Raw genomic sequence first — 1603 nt, 5'->3', positions numbered from 1 at the left:
CCATAGCCATCAAGTTAACCATTTTTCAGGTTTTTCTAAACGATTGAGCGGGAATCCACTCGCTTTCCGCGGACGAACTGGCAAGCCTCCTCGCTTCGCTGTGGGGTCTCGCCAGCCCGTTTTTCCGCAGGAGTCTCGCAGATTCCCGCTCAATCAACTGAAATTTGGTCTAATGATAAGAATGGCCAAACCTCTCCGCTTTTTACCCACCACAAATAAACCTAGACAAAATCTAGGTTTACATTTTATGTAAACTTATGATTGAGATAATTGATCTAAGATTTCTATTGACCTGGATTTTCCGCACCTCTTTGATTTGATGCCATTTTTCTCAAGGGTTTTTCGAACCTTCTGGAATAGGCTCATCAGTGAATGTCCGCCTTTCTTTAAGGCACAAGAGATTTCCGGGAGGAACGTTTCAATAATATCTAATCCTTTAAATTCACTGAGCTGCTTTTGCTTTTTAACAAATAAGTAATAACGAATACGAAAAAGCAAGTTTTCACTTAATAAAAGAGCGATAAAACGACCATATAAAAAGCATTCAAAACGTTCTTGCTTCATCGCTTTGACATGGTCAATCTCAAAGATAGATTTCCACCCTTTGAAGACTAATTCAATTTGCCACCTTAAAGAATAAAGGGTGAACAAATCTGTTGCTTTTACCATGTTTTCTGGTATATTAGTAATTACTTTGTTGAGCACTTTGTGCTTTTTTGTTTGAGGTGTGTATTTCACGCCTCTTTTTTTTTCTTTTTTATCAAAAGAATCCATTCGTCTTTTATGTTCATCCTCATTCAAGCGATAGAGAACCAGACGAGATGGAATCATCTCCCGTTTTCCTACATAAACAGAAAGTTCCAAGTACTCTCCCTCTGCTAATTCTTCTTCATATTTCGTGATATCCAGTCTTTCGAAATCACCATTTTCCGTTTCTATATAAACTCCCGTTTGATCATGGAGACGAGAAAGAAAGAAACCCTTTCGGTTTGAAATAGCTTTTAAGTCTTGGGTGGAGAAATAACCTAAATCCCGAATACACAAATCCCCAGGCTCCACGGTGTCTTGAATTTGATAGGCAAATGATTGATCAGGTTCTTTTTGTTCTTGAAGAACAAACTGAAGAAACTCTCCCGATTTTAAATCGTACTCTAACTGAATTTTAACTCCTGAACCATGATAGCCCTTAAAGGCTTGATATTGATTAGGGGAAACCCCGAAAGAAGTAGAATCTAAAATCCGTATTCGTTGGAACAAATCCATTACCGGAAGAGATGGAAAGGACCTCTCTAATGAAAGCAGTGATCGAAAGATCTCCTTCATTAATTGGACAGCTTTCGTATTAAACCGTTGATTCAATCCCTGACCAGAAATACTTACTTGGAAGTGGGTAGAAAGGGAAGCACACATTTTGGAAAGGGAAGACCTCCCAACGTGCGCGTGGAATGCGCATAAGCTCAAAAGATGGAACCCAGTGAAGTTTCTTTCTCGCTCCACAAACCCAATTTCCTTCGCCAGTTCTTCAACCGCAGAAGAAGATATGACTTCTTTAATAGCCTCCGAAAAAGCAGCTAATTCTCGATGTAAATTCTTCATAAATAAA

The 1603-nt window shown here is 38.9% G+C and carries 2 protein-coding genes; one reads left to right on the top strand and one right to left on the bottom strand.

From position 1 onward, the window contains the following. Positions 1 to 253, top strand: a 253-nt coding sequence (locus DFR59_RS20350; RefSeq protein WP_211318584.1) for a hypothetical protein, incomplete at its 5' end; no start/stop codon positions are given. A gap of 2 nt (positions 254 to 255) precedes the next feature. On the opposite strand, the gene DFR59_RS19920 is transcribed toward DFR59_RS20350, so the two are convergent. Further along, on the bottom strand, positions 256 to 1596 hold the full coding sequence (locus tag DFR59_RS19920; protein WP_245948548.1) for an IS4 family transposase: 1341 nt from the start codon (positions 1594 to 1596) through the stop codon (positions 256 to 258). Positions 1597 to 1603 lie beyond the last annotated feature (7 nt).

This window comes from Falsibacillus pallidus, assembly GCF_003350505.1.
GTDB classification, from domain to species: Bacteria; Bacillota; Bacilli; order Bacillales; family DSM-25281; genus Falsibacillus; species Falsibacillus pallidus.
The sequence above is the reverse complement of the archived record's forward strand: the minus strand, read 5'-3'. Positions and strand labels throughout refer to the sequence as shown.